20 protein-coding genes are annotated in these 19425 nt (G+C 61.6%); 14 read left to right on the top strand and 6 right to left on the bottom strand.

The window, feature by feature from the left end:
- Window positions 1-15: 15 nt before the first annotated feature.
- The 4 genes from C5J24_RS01775 to C5J24_RS01760 form a co-directional block, all read right to left on the bottom strand.
- Window positions 16-381 carry a tRNA-binding protein gene (locus C5J24_RS01775; protein ID WP_105415139.1) on the bottom strand — a complete coding sequence of 122 codons (366 nt, stop codon included), beginning with the start codon at window positions 379-381 and terminating at the stop codon, window positions 16-18.
- A gap of 10 nt (window positions 382-391) precedes the next feature.
- Window positions 392-1210, bottom strand: coding sequence for a pyrroline-5-carboxylate reductase (proC, locus tag C5J24_RS01770; RefSeq protein ID WP_105416560.1), 819 nt, complete (start codon window positions 1208-1210; stop codon window positions 392-394).
- Window positions 1210-1710, bottom strand: coding sequence for a YbjN domain-containing protein (locus C5J24_RS01765; RefSeq protein ID WP_046632999.1), 501 nt, complete (start codon window positions 1708-1710; stop codon window positions 1210-1212). The genes proC and C5J24_RS01765 overlap by 1 nt, the downstream gene beginning before the upstream one ends.
- A gap of 868 nt (window positions 1711-2578) precedes the next feature.
- Window positions 2579-2833 (bottom strand): accessory factor UbiK family protein, encoded by a 255-nt coding sequence (locus C5J24_RS01760; protein WP_037076291.1) that lies wholly within the window; start codon window positions 2831-2833, stop codon window positions 2579-2581.
- Window positions 2834-3025: 192 nt separating this feature from the next.
- On the opposite strand from C5J24_RS01760, the gene C5J24_RS01755 reads away from it, so the two are divergent.
- From C5J24_RS01755 to C5J24_RS01715, 10 genes are all read left to right on the top strand, one after another.
- Window positions 3026-3316, top strand: coding sequence for a helix-turn-helix transcriptional regulator (locus tag C5J24_RS01755; RefSeq protein WP_046632997.1), 291 nt, complete (start codon window positions 3026-3028; stop codon window positions 3314-3316).
- Between the two features lie 13 nt (window positions 3317-3329).
- Window positions 3330-3722, top strand: coding sequence for a VOC family protein (locus C5J24_RS01750; RefSeq protein ID WP_105400519.1), 393 nt, complete (start codon window positions 3330-3332; stop codon window positions 3720-3722).
- Window positions 3723-3874: 152 nt separating this feature from the next.
- The gene (gene lgt / locus C5J24_RS01745) at window positions 3875-4699 is read left to right on the top strand and encodes a prolipoprotein diacylglyceryl transferase (RefSeq protein WP_105416558.1); all 825 of its coding nucleotides are present in this window, start codon (window positions 3875-3877) and stop codon (window positions 4697-4699) included.
- A gap of 15 nt (window positions 4700-4714) precedes the next feature.
- Complete coding sequence (locus C5J24_RS01740) at window positions 4715-5815, top strand: class I SAM-dependent methyltransferase (RefSeq protein WP_105415137.1); 1101 nt, start codon at window positions 4715-4717, stop codon at window positions 5813-5815.
- A gap of 133 nt (window positions 5816-5948) precedes the next feature.
- Window positions 5949-6743, top strand: a complete 795-nt coding sequence (gene pgeF / locus C5J24_RS01735; protein WP_105416556.1) for a peptidoglycan editing factor PgeF — start codon at window positions 5949-5951, stop codon at window positions 6741-6743.
- Window position 6744: 1 nt separating this feature from the next.
- Entirely contained in the window at window positions 6745-7896 is a 1152-nt protein-coding gene (locus C5J24_RS01730) for a Xaa-Pro peptidase family protein (RefSeq protein ID WP_105415135.1), read from the top strand.
- An 82-nt stretch (window positions 7897-7978) separates the two neighbouring features.
- A complete protein-coding gene (locus C5J24_RS01725; protein ID WP_105415133.1) occupies window positions 7979-8743 on the top strand; it encodes a hypothetical protein in 765 nt (254 codons plus the stop codon).
- Window positions 8744-8893: 150 nt separating this feature from the next.
- Window positions 8894-9826, top strand: coding sequence for a ribose-phosphate pyrophosphokinase (locus tag C5J24_RS01720; RefSeq protein WP_007770305.1), 933 nt, complete (start codon window positions 8894-8896; stop codon window positions 9824-9826).
- 63 nt (window positions 9827-9889) lie between these two features.
- Window positions 9890-10351: a hypothetical protein gene (locus C5J24_RS32225; protein ID WP_172723813.1), complete on the top strand. Its 462-nt coding sequence runs from the start codon at window positions 9890-9892 to the stop codon at window positions 10349-10351.
- 114 nt (window positions 10352-10465) lie between these two features.
- Window positions 10466-10723, top strand: coding sequence for a hypothetical protein (locus C5J24_RS01715; protein ID WP_037076303.1), 258 nt, complete (start codon window positions 10466-10468; stop codon window positions 10721-10723).
- Window positions 10724-10731: 8 nt separating this feature from the next.
- On the opposite strand, the gene C5J24_RS01710 is transcribed toward C5J24_RS01715, so the two are convergent.
- The gene (locus C5J24_RS01710; protein WP_105415131.1) at window positions 10732-12795 is read right to left on the bottom strand and encodes a bifunctional diguanylate cyclase/phosphodiesterase; all 2064 of its coding nucleotides are present in this window, start codon (window positions 12793-12795) and stop codon (window positions 10732-10734) included.
- Between the two features lie 138 nt (window positions 12796-12933).
- Complete coding sequence (locus C5J24_RS01705; protein WP_105400512.1) at window positions 12934-14379, bottom strand: hypothetical protein; 1446 nt, start codon at window positions 14377-14379, stop codon at window positions 12934-12936.
- Between the two features lie 244 nt (window positions 14380-14623).
- Here C5J24_RS01705 and C5J24_RS01700 point away from each other — a divergent pair, with 244 nt between their 5' ends.
- The 4 genes from C5J24_RS01700 (at window position 14624) to pth (ending at window position 19423) form a co-directional block, all read left to right on the top strand.
- Window positions 14624-15229: a 50S ribosomal protein L25/general stress protein Ctc gene (locus C5J24_RS01700; RefSeq protein WP_105400511.1), complete on the top strand. Its 606-nt coding sequence runs from the start codon at window positions 14624-14626 to the stop codon at window positions 15227-15229.
- A gap of 214 nt (window positions 15230-15443) precedes the next feature.
- Window positions 15444-17822 carry an EAL domain-containing protein gene (locus tag C5J24_RS01695; protein ID WP_105400932.1) on the top strand — a complete coding sequence of 793 codons (2379 nt, stop codon included), beginning with the start codon at window positions 15444-15446 and terminating at the stop codon, window positions 17820-17822.
- A 67-nt stretch (window positions 17823-17889) separates the two neighbouring features.
- A complete protein-coding gene (locus C5J24_RS01690; RefSeq protein ID WP_105400510.1) occupies window positions 17890-18615 on the top strand; it encodes an ABC transporter substrate-binding protein in 726 nt (241 codons plus the stop codon).
- A gap of 79 nt (window positions 18616-18694) precedes the next feature.
- Window positions 18695-19423, top strand: coding sequence for an aminoacyl-tRNA hydrolase (gene pth / locus C5J24_RS01685; RefSeq protein ID WP_105400931.1), 729 nt, complete (start codon window positions 18695-18697; stop codon window positions 19421-19423).
- The last annotated feature ends 2 nt before the right edge of the window (window positions 19424-19425 follow it).

Genomic DNA, 19425 nt, shown 5'->3' with positions numbered 1-19425 from the left:
GGATCAGCGCTCGGGCTACATCAGCTTCCGGCCGTTCGGCACCGGCTGTTCGACGGCGGCAAGCACGATTGCACCGTTTTCGTCCTCGAAGCCGAGGGTCAGCACTTCCGAGCGGAATGGTCCGATCTGCCTCGGCGGGAAATTGACGACGCCCAGCACCTGCCGCCCGACAAGCGTTTCCGGGGTATAATGCACGGTGATCTGCGCCGAGGATTTCTTGATGCCGATCTCCGGGCCGAAATCGATCTTCAGCTTGAAGGCGGGCTTCCGGGCTTCCGGAAACGCCTCGACCTCGATGATCGTGCCGACGCGGATGTCCACCTTTTCGAAGTCACTGAAAGTGATCTTCTCGAAGTCGGAATAGGTGATGTTCTCAGCCATTCGAGCTCACTCAGGCGCCGAGTTCTTCGGCTCTGTCGCGGGCAGCCGCAATCGCCTTGTCGAACAGCGGCTGCATGCCGTCGTCGGCCATCAGCACGGCAAGTGCCGCAGCCGTCGTGCCGTTCGGCGAGGTGACGTTCTGGCGAAGCCTGGAAGCGTCGTCCGGGGACTGGTAGAGGAGCTCACCAGCCCCCGAGACAGTTTCCCGCGCAAGCCGCATGGCGAGGTCCGCCGGCAGGCCTGCTTTCCGGCCCGCTTCCGCCATGCACTCCACGAGATAGAACACGTAAGCCGGACCGCTGCCAGAAACGGCGGTCACGGCGTCGATATCCGCTTCGCTTGAAACCCATTCCACCGGCCCGCTGACCTTGAGCAGGGATTGCACCGTTTCGCGCTGGGCGTCGGTAACCTGAGGATTGGCATAGGCGCCGGTAACGCCGCGACCGATCATTGCCGGCGTATTCGGCATGGCTCGCACCATCGCCGCCTCGCCGAGATGTTTTTCCAGATAGGCGAGCGTCTTGCCGGCGGCGACCGACACTACCGCCGTACCGGGCCCGACGACAGATTTCAGAGGCGGCAGGACCGCATCCATGAGCTGCGGCTTGACGGCAAGAAACAGGATGTCGGCGGAAGCACCATCGGGCACCGACGCAAAATGAGACGCGCCGGCTTCCGAGATCATCGTCTTCATGGCGTCCGAAGGCGACGGATCGATGACCGTCATGGACGCGCCGGGCACGCCCTTCTTCAGCCAGCCGGACAGCATGGCGCCGCCCATATTGCCGGCGCCGATCAGAATGATGGATCCCAAATGACCCGAGGTCATCAGCATTCGCCCACGGTTTCGAACAGAACGGCTTCCATGGCGGCTTTCGCCTCCATGCCCGACCATACGACAAACTGGAACGCCTGGTAATAGGATTCGCAGGCGTCGAGGGCGCTCGAAAGCAGCACTTCGACCTGTTGGTTGTTGGGTTCGGCACCGCCGGCCAGCAGCAGCGACTGCCGGAAGATGACCACGTCTTCCTGGCGCCATACGTCGAAATGGCCCATCAGTACCTGGCCGTTGACGTGGCTCAGCAGGCGGATGACCTCGTTGACGCGGGCGTCGGGAATTTTGAGGTCGAAAGCGCAGGCGAGATGCAGCGCTTCGAACTCCTCCATCCAGGAGAAGGAAACATGGTAGTCCGTCCAGCGGCCTTCCACGGTCATGGCGATCTCGTCTTCACCCGACCGTTCGAACGTCCAATCGTTCGAGGCAGCAACGAATTCGATCATATCGACCGGATTCGACTGGCGTTCGATTTCCATTTCCATAAGCGTCATGCGGCACCTTCTTGACCGGAATGAATGCGAATTCGTGCGGTAAAACGCCAAAAACACGCGAACACTAACCGGGAACAACACTGTCGATGATCGTCCGACGCTTCCAGAATAACGCAGTCACCCTGTCTGGAGCTTACCAAGCCGTTTCGAATCATCCTTTAAAATCAGTGTACCTAGACGGAGTCCGGCTGCCAGCCCCTTCCTCGGTTTTTACATGGGCAAAACTCCAAACATGGTTCGCAGCGGAGATCAGAACGGAGTCATAAGCGACTCTGGACACTGGCTTTTTTGAATGTGTCCACAGGGCGTCATTTTTTTCGTTTCAACACCTGCGCCCGCGCCGAAAATCTGTTCGGCACGGTACGAACGGAGAGCCCACACGAATGCGGAACCTCGATTGATTTTTTGAATGGTGGCTCCGCATTCGCGTGGCCTTCGGCGTCTTGTCGAGGCTTCCGGCCTCTACAGGTGATCATCTCGCCTCGCTGCGTGGCTTTATTCGCGCCCATCCTTTCGGGACAGGCCTGCCACTTGCACGGCTCAACCGAACCGGACATGGCTGTCCGGGGGAGGCTTGATAGGAATGGTCGTTTTGCGACGAGCACTCCATGGCTTTCACCTCCCTCACCTTCCCCGCACGTTACGGATCGAATGAGGGCGCCGGCTCCCGCCTGCCCGCGAACGTCTCGCGAAACACTCCGGCGACGGAAGCACGGGGATTTTAGGCATGGGTCGAAGGGACGGGGAAGGTATTAGGTGCGCGGCTTTCCTCTCCCCTTGGGGAGAGGAAGAAAAAACAGCACCTTAGCTGACAAGCTGAATGCCAGATTTTACGGGAGAGTGGCTGATCATCCCCGGGAAACGCAGGTCACTGCCCCGAAAGCTTCGCTTCCAGCGCTTCGATCCGCGCCTTCAGCGCCTCGTTCTCGTCGCGGGCGCGGGCGGCCATTTCGCGGACGGCCTCGAATTCCTCGCGCTTGACCACATCCATATTGTTGAGAAACCGCTCGGCCTGGGCATGGAATGCCGTTTCGACCTCCTTGCGCACGCCCTGAGCAGCGCCGGCCGCATCGGTCATCAGCCGCGCGAAATCGTCGAGAATGCGGTTCGTGCCGGTTGCCATGGTTTTGAACTCCCATATCGTCTGGCCGGCAATCCGGGCCGGCGAATGTCCATAGGGATCAAGTAGGGCCTGTGCGGGCCGCTTGCAAGCATCATCCGAGGTACCGGCCGCCCCGTCTCGGACAAATCGTCCGCTTGCCGCACGGTCGAGCCCTTCCTTGACATGCAATAATTTTATTGCATATTTGACACCATGAACGATGACGATCTCGATCACATTTTCAAAGCGCTTGGCGACCCCACTCGTCGCAAGATCATCGATCGCCTGCGCGAACGCCCTGGCCAGTCATTGTTCGAAATCTGCGCTCTGTTTTTCGCGGAGAACGGCATGGCACTTTCGCGTCAGGCGATCACCCAGCACATCGACATGCTGCAAAAAGCCGGGCTGGTTCGTGTCGAATGGTCGGGCCGGACCAGGATCCATTCTCTCGATCCCGGTCCGTTGCGAGAGGCTGTTGACCTGTGGCTCCGCCACCATCTCTAGAAAGGATGTTTCCATGAGAATCTACGTCACGAGCGTCCTTGTGGACGACCAATCGAAAGCCCTGGACTTCTACACACGCGTGCTGGGGTTCAAGGTGAAGCACGATATCCCCATGGGGGAGCATCGCTGGCTGACCGTCGTCTCGCCCGAAAATCCCGAAGGGACCGAGCTGCTTCTCGAACCGAGCGAACACCCCGCCGCCAAGCCCTTCAAGGCGGCGCTCGTCGAGGACGGCATCCCCGCAACCTCGTTCCAGGTCGACAACATCGATTCCGAATATGAGAGGCTTGTCTCGCTGGGCGTCTCCTTCACCCAGAAACCGATGGATGCCGGCCCTGTCCGTATGGTGGTGCTCGACGATACCTGCGGAAACCTTATTCAGTTGATACAGATGAAGGATAACTGAGGTTCCCGGCAATCGCCGAACTTCACTGGGGTTAAAGGGGCAATCCCCGAGATTCGCCTTGACCGGCGATGAGCGCACCGCCATGTTCCGCGACAATTCGGTTTGTATGAGAACCTTGTAATTTGTACGAAGCGCTTCATCTTTTCGCTCTGATGCCGTTCCCGAATATCGATCCGGTGGCCTTCTCCATCGGACCGCTGGCGGTCCATTGGTATGGGCTCGCCTATGTCGCCGGCATCCTGCTCGGCTGGTTTTATGCCCGTCGGCTGGCGGCGAACGGCTCGCTGTGGAAAGACGGCCAGTCGCCGATCACGGCCGTCCAGCTCGACGACTTCCTCGTCTGGGTCGCGGCCGGCATCGTGCTTGGCGGCCGCATCGGCTATATCCTGTTCTACGACATGGGGGCCGTGGCCGCGAACCCCATCCGCGCGATCGAGATCTGGAACGGCGGCATGTCCTTCCACGGCGGCTTCATCGGCGCGACGATCGCGATGATCATCTTCGCCCGCCGCAATGCCATTCCCGTCTGGAGCATGTTCGACACGGTCGCCGCCGTCGTGCCTTTCGGCCTGCTCTTCGGCCGCATCGCCAATTTCATCAACGGCGAACTCTGGGGGCGCCTCAGCAGCGCGCCCTGGGCCGTCGTATTCCCGACCGGCGGCCCGTTCTCGCGCCATCCGAGCCAGCTTTACGAGGCAGGCCTCGAAGGTATCGTACTCGTCCTCGTCCTCGCCCTGCTGATCTTCCGGTTCAAGGCTCTGAAAGTCCCGGGCACCATCGCCGGAACCTTCGTTATCGGTTACGCGCTCTGCCGCATCTTCGTGGAATTTTTTCGCGAACCGGATGCGCAGCTCGGTTATCTGCTTGGCACCAGCTGGCTGACCATGGGCATGGTTTTGTCGCTGCCTATGATCGCTGCGGGTGTCTGGGCCATTCTCCGTGCCCGCGCGGCGGTAACGTCCGCGGCGAAGGCCTGAGGGGAGGCAAGGCCGTTGAGCACCCCCCTCACCGAAAAGATCAAGACCCTGATCCGCACCAACGGCCCGATCAGCGTGACCGACTATTTCGCGCTGTGCCTCGCCGATCCGGAATACGGTTATTATCGCACCCGCGAGCCTTTCGGCCGCCATGGTGATTTCATTACCGCGCCGGAGATCAGCCAGCTGTTCGGCGAGATGGTCGGCGTCTTCATGGTGCATGCCTGGCAGCAGCACGGCACGCCGACGGGCGTCCGGCTGGTGGAGATTGGCCCCGGCCGCGGCACGATGATGGCCGACATGCTGCGGGTGATCAAACGCATCGCGCCGCGGTTTTTCGAAGACCTGCACGTGCATCTGGTCGAGACCAGCGAGCGCCTGCGCGGCGTGCAGCGCATCACGCTCGAGGCTTTCTCCACCAAGATTTCCTGGCATGACAGTTTCGAGGACATTCCCGAAGGTTTTACGCTGATCGCCGCCAACGAGCTGTTCGACGCGATCCCGATCCGCCAGTTCGTCAAGACGCCGACCGGCTTTCGCGAACGTCTCGTCGGCTTGACCGCCGAGGACGAGCTCGGTTTTGCTGTCGGCATAGCCACGCTCGACCCGCAGCTGCTGCCCTCGCCCGTCGCCGGTATTCCCGACGGCACGATCTTCGAACTTTCCCCGGCCCGACAGGCGGTGATGCTGACGCTGTGCGAACGCTTGCGGACCTTCGGCGGCACGGCTCTGATCATCGACTACGGCCATCTGGTCACCGGTTTCGGCGATACCCTGCAGGCCATCCGCCACCACGACTACGATCCGCCACTCGAAAATCCCGGCGAAGCGGATCTGACCAGCCATGTCGATTTCGAGGACCTCGCGCGTATTGCCGTCTCCACGGGCGTTCACCTGAACGGCGGCCTGCACCAGGGCGATTTTCTTTTCGGCCTCGGCCTTGCCGAGCGGGCGAACGCGCTTGCCAAGGACAAGGAGCCCACCGAGCAGCGCCTGATCGCCGCCGCCGTCGACCGGCTGGCCGGTGAAGGTGCCGGCAAGATGGGCGAACTCTTCAAAGTCATTGCGGTATCGAGCCCGGCATTGAAGCTGATGCCGTTTCGCGCGGTGGAGTAAACAGCGGCCGTCAATTCATCAACCGATTGACATCCGCCCTTTTCTTGCGCCACTCTCGCCCTAGATCGAAGCAGCGGGCAGGCCTTGAGAGAGCGCCCAAAACCTCTTCAAATCAACGGGATAGATAATGCCGATGCAGGACATACCCTTGCCGGAGCCGATCGAGAGCCCCCTGTTGAACGACAGGGCCGGCACCCGTATCCGCCACGGTTTCTTCACCCGCAAGGGCGGCGTTTCGCAAGGCCTCTATGCCGGCCTCAACGTCGGTATCGGCTCGGACGACGACCGCGCGAAGGTCACCGAGAATCGGGCCCGCGTTGCTGCCTGGTTCGGCCTGCCGCTCGAAAAGCTGGCGACCGTGCACCAAGTCCATTCGCCCGACGTCTTCGTCGTCGACGAGACCTATGCCGGCGAACGGCCGAAGGTCGACGCGATGGTGACCAGCGTGCCGGGCGTGGCGCTCGGGGTGCTCGCGGCCGATTGCGGCCCGATCCTGTTTGCCGACGGCGAGAACGGCGTGATCGGGGCGGCCCATGCCGGCTGGAAGGGTGCGTTGACGGGCGTGCTCGAAAACACCGTCGAGGCAATGGTCTCGCTGGGTGCGGCGCGCGAAAACATCACCGCCGTCCTCGGCCCCTCGATCGGTCCGGCAAGTTACGAGGTCGGACCGGAATTCGTCCAACGGTTCCTGAGCCACGATCCCTCCTACGAGGCTTTCTTCACGCCGTCATCGAATGCGGGGCATTCTATGTTCGACCTGCCGTCGCTGACCATTAAGCGGCTGACGGCAGCAGGCGTGCGGGCCCAAAGCCTCGGCCTCGATACCTATCCGGATGCGGAACGGTTCTATTCCTACCGCCGCACCACCCATGCCAAAGAGCCGGATTACGGCCGCCAGATTTCAGCAATCGCACTTCGGGAGAATTGATATGGCCCTGCATTTCGAGAGGAGCGAATACGCCGACCGGCTGACGCGGCTGACAGAGAAGATGCGCGCCGACAAGCTGGACGCGCTTTTGATCTTCGCGCAGGAAAGCATGTACTGGCTGACCGGCTACGACACGTTCGGCTACTGCTTTTTCCAGACCCTGATCGTCAAGGCGGACGGGGCGATGACGCTGCTCACCCGCTCGGCCGACCTGCGCCAGGCCCGCCACACCTCGACCGTCGAAAACATCGTCGTCTGGGTGGACCGTGTGAATGCCGATCCCACGCTCGACCTCAAGAACCTGTTGAGCGACATGGACCTGCTCGGCGCCAGGATCGGCGTCGAATACGATACCCACGGCATGACCGGCCGTGTTGCCCGCCTGCTCGACAACCAGCTCGCCACCTTCGGCCAGATCAGCGACGCTTCCTATCTGGTCAGCACGCTGCGCCTCGTCAAAAGCCCGGCGGAAATCGCCTATGCCAGGCGCGCCGCCGAACTTGCCGACGACGCGCTCGATGCGGCGCTGCCGCTGATCAAGGCCGGCGGCGACGAGGCGGAAATCCTCGCCGCCATGCAGGGCGCGGTCTTTCTCGGCGGCGGCGATTATCCCGCCAACGAATTCATCATCGGCTCGGGCGCCGACGCGCTGCTCTGCCGCTACAAGGCCGGGCGCCGCAAGCTCGACGCGACCGACCAGCTGACGCTCGAATGGGCCGGTGCGGCCGCGCATTACCATGCGGCGATGATGCGCACGGTCATCGTCGGCGAACCGTCGCCTCGCCACCGCGAGCTCCACAAGGCGTGCCTCGAAACCATCACGGCGATCGAGGAGGTTCTGCACCCCGGTCAGACTTTCGGCGACGTCTTCGACACCCATGCCCGCATCCTCGACGAGCGCGGCCTGTCGCGCCACCGCCTCAACGCCTGCGGTTATTCGCTCGGCGCGCGGTTCTCGCCTTCCTGGATGGAGCACCAGATGTTCCACTTCGGCAACCCGCAGGAAATTCTGCCGGACATGACGCTGTTCGTGCACATGATCATCATGGATTCCGACAGCGGCGCCGCCATGACCCTCGGCCACACCTATCTGACGACCGAAGGCGATCCGCAGCCACTTTCCCGCCACACCCTGGAGCTCATTCAGCGCTGAACGCTGCGAAAATCAGGCAATTGACAGGTTGGGAACGCCAACCCTAAGCTTCGGCCGAGGAATCTACGGCAGGGAGACGGGTATGCGGCTTTTCGGAACACTGCTGTCCGCTGCCCTGCTGGCGCTCGTGCTTGCCTCCTGCAACACCACGGAAGCATTGACGCCGCAGGCGAATGGCGGCGGCGGCGCGAGGGCCTCCTCGCCGGTGACCCAGGCCGAAGCCGACCGGATGGCAAGCTCCGCGCAGCCGGAAACCTATAGCGGCGGCTATCGCTCCGGCCCCCAGAACACGCTCGAAGCCCAGGCGCGGGCGCTGGAATCCGGCAGCACCGTCTCGCCCTCCTCCTCCGGCGCGCCTCCGCAATGGGAGGGCCAGGGGAACCAGGGCCAGCAGCGGACCATGCAGCAACCTCAGGCGCAGCAGCCCGCGCCCCAGCAGCAACAGTCCGGTCAGCAGCAGAGCGCCTCGCTGCCGCCCGCATCCGGGCCGACCGTCCGCTTCCTGCCGATCATCGGCGCTCCGGTCCAGGCCGTGACGCCGCTCTCCCGCCAGCTCGGCGCCCAGGCGCGCGCCAACGGGCTGACGATCCGGCCGTCGAGCGACAGCAGCACCGAGCACATCCTGAAAGGCTATTTCTCCGCCTTCTCCGACAGCGGCAAGGTCACCATCGTCTATGTCTGGGATATTCTCGACGGTTCCGGCGCGCGGCTGCACCGCATGCAGGGACAGGAAAGCGTGCCCGGCAGCGGCCAGGACCCCTGGACATCGGTCCCCGCTTCGACCATGGAGACCATCGCCGCCAAGACGATCCAGGACTATGTGGCCTGGCGCCAATCCCAGGGCTGAGCCGTCCAGCCGGACGATCTTGCACTGAACCTCAAAAGCCACGGGTCACAGTTTCTTCATAAAAAAGAGTGAGCGGGTGCGAAACGCACTTGCATTCGAAGGCCGCGGCGGTAAAAGGCCCGCATCCAGCTTCAAAACAGGCGGACCGCAATGAAGGTTTTCGCAGGCAATTCGAACCGGCATCTCGCCGACGCGATCTGCAGCTATCTTAATGTTCCAGTCGGAAAAGCCAGCGTAAGGCGATTTGCAGACCAGGAAATCTTCGTTGAAATTCAGGAAAACGTGCGTGGCGAAGATGTCTTCATCATCCAGTCCACGTCATTCCCGACCAACGACCACCTGATGGAACTGCTGATCATGATCGATGCGTTCCGGCGGTCCTCCGCCAAGCGCATCACCGCGGTTCTGCCCTATTTCGGTTACGCCCGCCAGGACCGCAAGGCCGGCCCGCGCACCCCGATCTCGGCAAAGCTCGTCGCCAACCTGATCACCGAGGCCGGCGCCGACCGCGTCCTGACGCTCGACCTGCATGCCGGGCAGATCCAGGGCTTTTTCGACATCCCCACCGACAATCTCTTCGCAGTGCCGGTGCTCGCGCGAGACGTCAAGGAACACTACGACCTCAACAACGTCATGGTTGTCTCGCCCGACGTCGGCGGCGTGGTTCGCGCCCGGGCGCTTGCCAAGCGCATCGACTGTCAACTGGCGATCGTCGACAAGCGCCGCGAGCGCGCCGGCGAGTCCGAGGTGATGAACGTCATCGGCGAGGTCGACGGCAAGGACTGCCTGCTGATCGACGACATCGTCGATTCCGGCGGCACGCTCTGCAACGCGGCCGAAGCGCTCCTGAAAAATGGCGCCACCAGCGTCACCGCCTATATCACCCATGGCGTGCTCTCCGGCGGCGCGGTCGCCCGCATCGCCGCCTCCAAGCTCAAGGAACTGGTGATCACCGACTCGATCCAGCCGACCACAGCCGTCCAGTCGGCGCACAACATCCGGGTTATCACCACCGCCAACCTGCTCGGCGAGGCGATCAACCGTACGGCAATGGAATCCTCCGTCTCCAGCCTGTTCGACTGACCTTCTTCTGCCACAAGTATTTGGATAGACTCGCCTCCGAACGCAAACTGAGGGTGAGTCGCGATGTCTTCCTTGATCGGCCTGTCGAAGAAACTGGCCATTTTCCTTCTGATCCCGCTGCTGTCGGCATGCGTCGATAGCAGCAGCCGGCCTGGCGGCTATTATCCGCCGGAACGGCCTCGGCCGGACTGGAACCGTCCCCAGAGACCTGATCGCCCGGATTGGGACCGCCCGGGAACTCCGGATCGCCCCGGTCGGCCGGACCGTCCCGACTGGGATCGCCCGCAGAGACCGGACCGCCCGGACTGGAACCAACCCGGCAGGCCCGATCGTCCCGACCGCCCGGATCGTCCGGACTGGAACCAGCCTGGCCGCCCCGGAAGACCCGAAGAGCCTCGCTTCTGCACGAGAGAGTACCGCCCCGTCTGCGGCCAGCAGGGTGGACGCACGCAGACTTTCCCGAACGCCTGCGAAGCGGCAAACGCCGGCTACAGCGTCGTCGCGTCCGGCGAGTGCCGCCGCTAGAGGGCCTGCCTGAAGTAACTGTAAGTGGTCGATGGAAAACGCCGGAACCTGGTTCCGGCGTTTTGCTTTGTGCCAAAGCTTCGGCTAGAAGGCCCCCCGAAGAAGGAGACAAGCATGGCCGCTCGCGACCGTTATTCCCGAAAGCTCGAATGTTCCCAATGCGGCAATGTCGGTTTCGCCGAGGTTTCCGAGACCGACGACAGGCGGCAGGGCAATCGCGATTTCCGCATCGATGAGCTGCCGAAAGGTTTTCTGACGGAATTCGCCTCGACCGATCCGCGCAAATACATGATCCGCTGCAGCCAGTGCGGCCACAAGTTCCGTTTCGAACAGAAGACGGTCTATGCCCCGGGTGGCGAACCCCGGCGCTGAGGCCGATGTCAGGCGACCTTGGTTGCCGCCGATCGGATTTCGCCGCCGGTTTCGCCATTGACGAGATGCTCGATCAGCGCCCTCGGGCCGGGCCTGCCAAAAAGGTATCCCTGCACCTGCATGCAGCCCTCCTTGCGCAGGAAGGCCATATGCGCCTCGGTCTCCACCCCTTCGGCAAGCACCGGTATTTGGAGGCTCGAGGCGAGGATGAGGGTCGAGCGGACGATCGCCGCCGACTGGGAATTGTCCGAGACCCCGTCCACGAAGGTGCGGTCGATCTTGATCTTGTCGAAGGGGAAGGACATCAGCGTCGAAAGCGACGAATAACCGGTGCCATAGTCGTCCATGGCGATCTTCACTCCGAGGCTCTTCAAGTGGCGCACGGTCTGCAGCGCCCGCTGATGATCGGCGATGATGCCGGACTCGGTGATCTCGAGCTCGAGCCTCTCCGCATCCAGCCCCGTCTCCTTGAGGATGTCGCGGACCTTGTTCGGGAATTTCGGATCGGCAAGCTGCTGACCGGCGACGTTGACGGCGAAGCCGAACGGGTTTTTCCAGGTCGCCGCCTCTGCGCAGGCGCTCCGGAGCACCCATTCGCCGAGCTCGATGATGAAGCCGGTGCGCTCGGCGATCGGGATGAATTCGTTGGGAGACACCAGTCCGCGGACGGGATGGTTCCAGCGCAACAGAACCTCGAAACCGATGACCTCGCCGGAGAACGTATCGTTCTGAAGCTGGTAATAGAGCTCGAACTGGCCGGCCACGAGCCCGGAACGCATGTCCATGGCAAGCGCATTGCGTTCGCGGGCCGCCTGGTCCATCGAAGAGTCATAGAAGCGGATGGCATTGTCGCCCGACTGTTTGGCGCGGTACATGGCGACGTCCGCCTGGGCCACGAGATCGTCGACCGTCTTTGCGTCCCCCGGATAGAGCGCAATCCCGACGCTGGAACCGACGGTGAGCGTATTGCCGTTCCATTCGACCGGCTTGCAGACTTCCGCAAGCAGCCGGCCGGCGAGCAGCATCGCGTCGGAGCGCCGGTAGTACATGTGTTTCAGCGCGACGAACTCGTCGCCACCGACACGGGCGATGAATTCGCCCTCACCTGCCGCCTCGGCAAGCCTGCCGCCGATCGCGCGCAGCACCTCATCGCCAGCGGCATGGCCATGGACGTCGTTGATTTCCTTGAAGCGGTTGAGATCGAGCGAGAGAACTGCGATGCTTGCGGCCAGGTCCGCCGGTCGCGCCGCGATCTCCGCAAGCTGCTCGTTGAATGCGGCGCGATTGGCAAGGCCGGTCAGAGCGTCGTGCAGGGAAAGGTGGCGATACTGCTCGACGGCAGCCTTGGTCACGCGGGCATCGATCAGATAGGTGGCAGCCGTCAGCGCCAGCAGGATCAGCATCAGCGACAGCACGGCGAAGCCCAGCACCACCGGCGGGACGACCTCATTCGGCAGGACCGCGCGCGGATCGAGAACGACCTCGATCGCCCCCATCGCGGTGAAATGGGTGGTGGCGATCGCAAGGATCATAGCCAGAACCGAACCGTACTTGCAGAACCGCGTCACCGGGTGCGCAACACGATTGGTTACCAGAGCGCCGAGAACGGCGGCAAATATGAGCGAGGCGACAACATAAGACTGGTTCCAGTCGATGACGCCCTGCACCTCGTAGGCGGCCATGCCCGTGTAATGCATCGCAGCGATACCGAGCCCTATGACGACGCCGCCGGCCTCCGCGAGCAGGGACCGGCCGCCATAGCTTGCAACACCGAAGCCGATCGTGGCGCTCGCCACCGCGATCATGAAAGACAGAAGCGTCTGGGTCGGGTCATATCCCGCCTGCCCGCCTCCGAGATAACCGAGCATCGCGAGGAAGTGCGTTGTCCAGGTGGTCGAACCGCCGATGAAGCCCGTCAGGAAAAGCCAAATGACCTTTTCGATCCCGCCGCCGCGCCGCGCTCTGGAAAAGAGCCGGATGGTCAGGAAGGATCCGATCACGCAGATCAATACCGCGCAGGCGACATAGCGAAGATCGTGCTCGACGAAGATGCAGGAGAAAACGCGAAACATGAATGCTTGATACTTTTCAACTGTTTTGATTGAGAAGTTCTAGCACCGAAACATGTTCGAAACGTTCTTTGGGATGGTAAATGCCGGCTGACTGGCAAACCTACAGCCGGCATAAGAAGGTGTGGACGGGTCGTCAGATCACTGGATCGGCTGCCCGTTGACGCTGAAGTTCTTGCCGTCCTCGAACTTGATGTCCCAGCGCAGGCGGCCGTCCGGTTCAGTCTTCGCCATGCCCTTGGCCATCATCATCGCGAACGAAACCTGGTTGAACTCGGGGTCGCTCTTGGCGGCGGTCTGGAAATACTGGATCAGCTTATCGATGTCGCGGGCAAGGATCGAGGTTTCGAGCGTGTAACGTTCCTTCTCGTCCGGATAGCCCTTGACCTTGCCGGAGGCTTCGACGTCGTAGAGAGCGGATTTCGCGGCAATCCGCGGGAAATCGAGGGTCAGCTGTCCCTCATCGAGGAAGGCCTTGCCCAAACGCTCGCCCTCCGAATCCGGCAACGGGTCGGGCTTGGAAAAGTCGATTTCCATGAAGGTGTCGATGAAGCGCTGGAAGTTGAGATCCGCGATCCCGAATTCCATTTCCGCCATGTCCGGCACCAACTGGGCATAGAGCGGGGGAATGATGCCGTCCGGCGTCGAGATGGTCTCGATGCGGGCACCGAAGCCGATCCGGGTTGCCTCGGCGGGCTCGCTCATCGTGAACGTATAGTCGAGCTTGTTAACGCCGAAATCGCCGAGCGGACTTGCCACGGTGAACTGGTTGAAGCTGATCCTTTCGGAAAGCGCCGTGAAGAACGGCATCGCTCCACGGATGAGATCCTTGAGCTTGGTGATCTCGGCCTGCGACGGCTTTTCGTCCTTGACCAGTTCCAGCATGAACGCGACGAGCGCGCGGATCTTCTCGGCCATCACACCCTGGACGCCGACATCGAAATCGAGGCTTTCGGCGCGGATCTGTATCGGCGGGGTTTCCGGCGTCGCAATCCGTTCGTAGAAGCGCAGGAACGAGCCCTTGCCGGTGAAATCTGTGCCGCCGGGTGCCGCACTCGCCGTGGACGCCAGTGAATAGTTCATGCCGGCAAAGCTCGCCTCGACCTCTTCAGAGCCGCTCTTGGAGACCATGCGGATCGGGCCGGACGTCGCCTCGCCCGATCGCAGATAGCTGATCGCCGGGTCGAAAATGCCGGAAAACACCATATCGGTGACGGAGTAGTTGAGGTTCGTCGGCTTGCCGTCGGGCATCTTGCCCTGCACGGTGAAATTCATGTCGCTGTCGCTGTTGAATTTCCACTGGCCATTGTCGAGGGGTGCGGCGAAAACCGAAAACGGCTTCAGGCCGGAGATCTTGAAATTCTTCTTGTTGATGGATTTCAGAAGCTTGGCGAAATCGTAGCTGATCTCGTATCGCTCGCCGGCCGGCTTCACCGTCAGGAAGCCCGTGGTCTTGACCGTATCCGGCAGGAAGTGGATGAGGCTTTCCTTGAGGGTGCGGGCCCCCTTGTCGTTGATCTCAGCCGCCGCAACTGGGTATACGCAGGACGCAGCCATTACGCTGGCCGCGATCAAAGTCCGTTTCATGAATCAAGCCCTTCCCTCGTTCAACGGGCACAAAATGGAAGTCGGGCCGCCGAAGTCAAGCGCAAGTCCTTTGTTTTCAGGCCGAAAAGCTTGCACATCCCTGCTCATTGTATTATAGCGCGCCGGTCCGCGTAGACACCCTTGGAGGCAACGCGGATGAAGCGCATCGGATGATGCCCTTCAGTTTGACGCGAGCCGACAACGCTTGCGAAAAACTCTCCAAACAACCTCGAAAGGATATGCCATGAGCCACGCATCTTACGAGCTCAAGGCCGAGGCGCGCGAACGGGTAGGTAAGGGGTCCTCCCGTGAACTTCGCCGCAACGGTTTCATTCCTGCTGTCATCTATGGTGACAAGCAGTCCCCCCTCGCGATCGCTCTGTCGACCAACGAAGTGACGAAGCGCATCCATGCCGGCGGTTTCATGACCACGGTTGCCACGATCGACGTCAACGGTGAGAAGATCCAGGTCCTCCCGAAGGACTATCAGCTCGATCCGGTCCGCGACTTCACCATGCACGTGGATTTTCTGCGCGTCTCGGGCAACACGGAAGTTTCCGTTGAAGTTCCGGTTCACTTCGTCAACGAAGAGAAGTCCCCGGGCATCAAGGTCGGCGGCGTTCTCAACATCGTCCGTCACGCAGTCGAGCTGCTTTGCCCGGCCAACGACATTCCGGAATTCCTGACCGTCGACCTGACGGGCGCGAAGATCGGCGACAGCCTCCACATCTCCGCCGTCAAGCTGCCGGCTGGCGTACGTCCGGTCATTTCCGACCGCGACTTCACCATCGCGACGATCGTCGCCCCGGCTGCAGGCGTTACCGAGGAAGAACCGGCTTCTGCTGAATAACCAGGCCGAAATTCTTGAAATGGGACCCGCTTTCGCAAGAAAGCGGGTTTTTTATTGTCCACCGAATACAGTTTAGTAACGCTGCTTCCGTAATTCGTTCGAATCTTGGCATTGTCGTTTCAGTGAAGTTTAATGAATAGGTGAAACGATGCACGCTACTTCAGCATGACGGGGAAAGTCCGGCGGCAGCCAGACGATGAATGCGGGGAAGACGGTGACTCATTCCGTTGAGAGTCGTTTTATTGCGATCATTTCAGGCGCCCTCCTGGTCGTCGTCGCACCGCTGTTCACGTTGTTCCTGGCGCTTTCCTCCCAGCAGGCCGCCAAGAACCTCAGCGAACATGTCAATGTCGTGCTGGTGACCAATTCCCAGGCTCTCGGCAAGCCGCTCTGGGATCTCGACACCGACAGCATCCACCAGGTCGCCTCGATGCTGATCGCCGATCCCGCCATCAACGGCGTGCAGATCAGCGACAATACGGGCAAGCTGAATATTTCCGAAGTCGACGTCAATCCGGCCGATTTCCGCGGCCTTGAGGCGATCTCCGAGCCCATCTTCTACAAGTCGCAGCAGGGGACCCGCAGTGTCGGCAGCATTACCGTCTACGTGCCGAAGCTCGGCTGGTTCTCCGCCCTGCACCAGATGGAAATGGCCTTCATCTCCATCTTCATCATCACCATCCTGACGGTCTTCGGCGCGGCGATCCTCGGCAATCGCGTCATGGTCATCAAGCCGCTGATGCGGTTGACCGCTGCGATCGAGGCAACCCGCAGGCTCGGTTCGCGCCATCATGTCGACTGGCGTTCGAACGACGAAATGGGGCGGCTGGCGAAGAGCTTCAACGAAATGCAGACGCTGCTGGAGCGCGAGGAACGCGAACTGAAGCGCGCTCATCAGCAGACCACGGAAATCTACAACCTGACGCCGGCCATGCTGTTTTCGCTGACCCGAGGCGACCAGATCGCCGCGGTCAGCGATTATTGGCTTCTCGCGACCGGCTATCGCCGCGAGGACGTGATCGGCCATCCCTTTTCCGAACTCGTGGCCCCTGCTGACCGCCAGATTTATGCAAGGCGCAAGCAGCAGGCAAAACCGAGCGGCCCGGCGATCGAAGTCACGGTCCGGTTCCTCTGCGCCGACAGCCGCCTGATGGACGTGCTGATCGTCGAGACCGAGCTTGGCACTGCCGGCGGCAACATTCCCGGCTCGCTGAGCGTCATGACGGATGTCACGGAACTCAGGCAATCGGAACTGCGCAATCGTCAGCAGGCCATCTCCGACCACCTGACAGGACTCCTGAACCGCCAGGGTTTCGAGGCGACGCTCGACCAGAAGATCGCCGAGGCCGACAGGGCGCGCACCGAGGTCGCCTGCCTGTTCGTCGATCTCGACCGCTTCAAGGCGATCAACGACAATCTCGGCCATGCAGCCGGCGACGCCGTGCTCTGCCAGTTCGTCGAGCGGACGAAGCCGATGCTCAACGACGGCGATACCGCCTCCCGTCTCGGCGGCGACGAATTCGCCATCCTGATTACCGGGGACGGTGCCGAGCGCCGCGCGAACGAACTCAGCCAGAAGATCGTCGACATGTTCGAGGTTCCCTTCAGGATCCAGGGCACCGGCGTGCGGTTGAGCGCCAGTATCGGCCTCGCCTTCTATCCGAGCCATGCCGCCAGCGCCGCCGAACTGCTGCAGAAGTCGGACATGGCCATGTATGCCCGCAAACGCGACGGCAAGAACGGCGCGCAGGTCTACGATCCCGCCATTCTCGACCAGACGCGGGAACGGGCCGAAATCGAGAGCGACATCGAGGTTGCGATCGCCGCAAGCTGGTTTGAGGCGCATTTCCAGCCGATCGTCGACATCGAGACCGGCGTTCCGTCGGGCTTCGAAGCGCTGATGCGGATGCGCCATCCCCGCAAGGGCCTGCTGTCGCCGGCCGGCATCATCAGCGTTGCCGAAGAGACCGGCTCGATCAGCCAGATCGGCAACCTCATTCTGGAAGACGCGATGGCGAACCTCGCCCGCGTCTCGCGCCTGCCCGGCATGGGCGAGACCTATGTCGCGGTCAACTTCTCGCCGCTGCAATTCGAGCCCGGCCTGCCGGCACGCCTTGCCGGCCTGCTCGGCCGCTACGGCATCGATCCGTCGCGCCTGGTGGTGGAAATCACCGAAGCCGTGCTGATGCACGACAACCCGGAAATCCGCACCATTCTCAACGAACTCCATCTCTTCGGCTGCCGCATCGCGCTCGACGACTTCGGCACCGGCTATTCGTCGCTGAGCTATATGAGCCGTTTCCCGGTCGATATCGTCAAGATCGACCAGTCCTTCATCCATTCGCTCACCGAACAGACGGGCGACATAGGCAGTAAGAACAGGATGCTCGTCGAAGGCATCAGTGCTATTTCTCACAAGATGAACTGCAAGGTCGTCGCTGAAGGCGTCGAGACGGAAGAACAGCGCTTATTGCTGCAGCAAATGGGCATCGACTACGCCCAAGGCTATCTCTTCTCGAAGCCCCGCGAAATTTCCGAACTGCTCTCGGCCCTATCCACCCGGCAGGCCGAAATCGAGTCCATGGCGAGCTGACACGTTCTCACCTCCGGACCAGATGCTGGGTCAGAAATGACAACATATGCGTTTGGAAGGGGGACAGATGAAAATCGCAGCGCCGCTTCTTGCCAGCCTCAGCCTCGCGTGTGGCGCCCATGCCCAGCAGGCCATCGTCTTTTCGACCGAGTCCTACCCGCCCTTCAGCTACCAGGAGCCCGGCGGCAACTACCGCGGCGTCGGCATCGACCAGGTAAGCATCATCATGCAGGATGCGGGCACGCCTTACACGCTGGAGATCATGCCCTGGGCCCGGGCCATCGCCATGGCCGAGACGCAGTCCATGCACTGCGTCTTCGCCGCCGCCCGCACACCGGAACGCGAACCGCGTTTCAAATGGGTTGTGCCTCTTTTCGTCGACCGCAGCATTCTCGTGCGCCATGCGGGTTCGAAGGTCACGGCGACCACCCTGGAGGAAGCCAGGCAGTACACGGTCGGCACCCATCGCGCCGACTATACCGAGGGGCTTCTGAAGAGCTCCGGTTTCCCGAAGATCGATCTCAGCGCCGACGTCGATACGACGCTCCGAAAACTGCTGCAGGACCGTATCGACATGATGCCCATGTCGGAAGGCGTCTATCAAAAGCTGAAGGCGGACGGGACGCCGATCGAAAAAGTCATCCTGTTCACCGAACAGCATCTCGGCATTGCGTGCAATCCGGATGTGCCCGACGAACTGATCGCCAGGATGCAGGCAGGTCTCGACCGCCTCATCAAGGACGGCATCCAGGCTGTAATTCTGAAGCGCTACGGCATCGGCGAGCCTCAATAGAGGCTCAGGCGTTGAAACCGGTTGACTTTGGCGGCGTTTCGCGGTGGTGAAAAGCCAACAGTCAAGGATGGACGTCTCCATGCTCATCATCGCCGGCCTCGGCAATCCCGGTTCCCAATATGCGGGCAACCGACACAATATCGGCTTCATGGCCGTGGACGAGATCCAGCGCCGTCCCGGCTTTTCGCCCTGGTCGAAGAAGTTCAAGTCACTGATCTCGGAAGGCGAGCTTGCCGGCGAAAAAGTGCTGCTGATCAAGCCGCAAACCTTCATGAACCTCTCCGGCGAAGCGGTCGGCGAGGCGATGCGTTTCTACAAGCTCGGTCCGGAAAACATCATTGCCATCTACGACGAACTCGATCTGCCTGCGGCCAAGGCCCGCATCAAGACCGGCGGCGGCAATGGCGGCCACAATGGCGTGAAGTCGCTCGACGCCCATTGCGGCCGGGAATATCGCAGGCTTCGCCTCGGTATCGGCCATCCGGGCGCCAAGGAACTGGTGCACAATCATGTGCTCGGCGATTTCGCCAAGGCCGACCAGACCTGGCTGTCCCCTCTTCTCGACGCGCTCGCCGACAATGCTGAGATGCTGGTGAAGGCCGAGGATTCTCAGCTGATGAACAAGCTGGCGCTCGCCGTCGGCGCCAAGCCTGACGAGGACAAGCCGAAACCGGAAAAGAAGCCCGTCGCTAAGCCGGCCGGGCAATCGCATATCCACCAGGCCCGCAGCGGCGGCAAGCCGAACCTTCCGACATCAGGCCCGATGGCCGAGATGCTCAAGAAGATGTTCGGCGGCAAGGGCGAATAGTG

The organism is Neorhizobium sp. T25_27 (genome assembly GCF_002968565.1).
Lineage (GTDB): Bacteria > Pseudomonadota > Alphaproteobacteria > Rhizobiales > Rhizobiaceae > Neorhizobium > Neorhizobium tomejilense.
This window is presented reverse-complemented; position numbering and strand designations above follow the sequence as displayed.